The 1,411-nt window shown below is 61.2% G+C and carries 1 protein-coding gene and 1 pseudogene; both read right to left on the bottom strand.

Annotated features, from left to right (window positions below; translation table 11 throughout):
• Nucleotides 1-186 (bottom strand): annotated as a pseudogene (locus FEM54_RS32555) (acyl-CoA dehydrogenase N-terminal domain-containing protein); the annotation flags it as partial.
• 90 nt (nt 187-276) lie between these two features.
• Nucleotides 277-1,411: GGDEF domain-containing protein (locus FEM54_RS32550; protein WP_138454280.1), on the bottom strand; the 1,135-nt coding region annotated here is incomplete at its 5' end.

The following is a 1,411-nucleotide window of genomic DNA, read 5'->3' as shown; positions in this document are numbered from 1 at the left end:
TTCATCGCCACTGCGATTGAGCGGCGACAGCACGTTTTCGCAGAATTTGGCGCCTTCTTCGAGAATCGCGCTGACCATATCCGGGCTCGCGTCGGTGGCGCCCAAGGCGGCGTAGTGGCCGTGAAAATCAAACACGTTGTCGATCAGAAAGCGCATGTCGCGCAGGGGAGCTTTGTACTCAGGCATGGCAATGTCTCCGGCAGCAGATACTTTCAACCTACTGCCGGTCATCGCCTCGAACAATCACTGTAGAACCGCTGAATACACCGCCATCACTCAACCGGCAGCGCTCTCCATGCGCACCGCGCCGCGCCGGGTTTGCCCGGCAGCGACCACGCAGTTACGCCCCGCGCCCTTGGCCGCGTAGAGCGCCTGATCGGCGGACTTGAGCACTTCTTCAGGCGTGCGCTGCTCGACCTGGCGCTCGGCCACGCCGATGCTGACCGTCACCGACACACTCGAGGCGCCACTGCCCACCCGGCGTTGGCGGCCCTGCTGGTCGTCGTGGGGACGGTCCGGGTTGCGCAGCTTGATGGCGTAGTTGGCGATGATCTCGCGAATCTCTTCCAGGTGCGGCATGCACTCGTCCAACGTCTTGCCGGCGAACACCACGGCAAACTCTTCCCCGCCATAACGATAGGCACGCCCACCGCCATTGACCTTCGACAATTTGCTGGCCACCAGCCGCAGCACTTGGTCACCGACATCGTGGCCGTGGGTGTCGTTAAAGCGCTTGAAGTGATCGACGTCGCTCATTGCCAACACATAATTGCGCCCCAACCGTTGCATGCGCTCATTGAGCGCGCGCCGCCCCGGCAAGCCGGTGAGTTCATCGCGAAAGGCCATCTGATAAGCCTCGTGCGCCACGCCGGCGGCAATCATCAGCATTACCTGGCTGCACATGATGTTCAGCGTGAACGGCAGGATAAAGGTTTGCGGCAACATCCAGAACAGCCCCAGCAAACCCACCAGTTGCGCCGCGTGCAAGGGCCGCGGCTGATACCAGTACTGCGCCGCCAGGGTGACAAAACCAATCAGGAACATCGGGTACGACAGCTGGATCAGGCTCATCCAGCTGCCATGCAGCGCCGGCCAGCGAATCTCCGCCAGCCAGTTCAGCAAGGCTTGGGGGAAACTCTGCTCAAGCGCCAGGGCTACGCTGCCAAACGCAAAGAGCACGGCGCAGCGCGCCACAAAGTCGCGGAACAGGTGGGTTTTCTCCTGCCACAGCGCGTAAATGCTGAACAGCAACGGCAACAGCAAGCAACACAGATGGAACACCACCGCGGCGTCTTCACGGACGCGGCCGTTATCGCGGTAATAATCGGTCTGGGTGTCGAGCAGGAAGTAAACGACGTACACCGTGATCATCAGAAACAGCTCACGCTGGCGCCGATACACCGCGCAGTAC

The sequence above is a fragment of the Pseudomonas edaphica genome (assembly GCF_005863185.1).
Classification (GTDB): domain Bacteria; phylum Pseudomonadota; class Gammaproteobacteria; order Pseudomonadales; family Pseudomonadaceae; genus Aquipseudomonas; species Aquipseudomonas edaphica.
The sequence above is the reverse complement of the archived record's forward strand: the minus strand, read 5'-3'. Positions and strand labels throughout refer to the sequence as shown.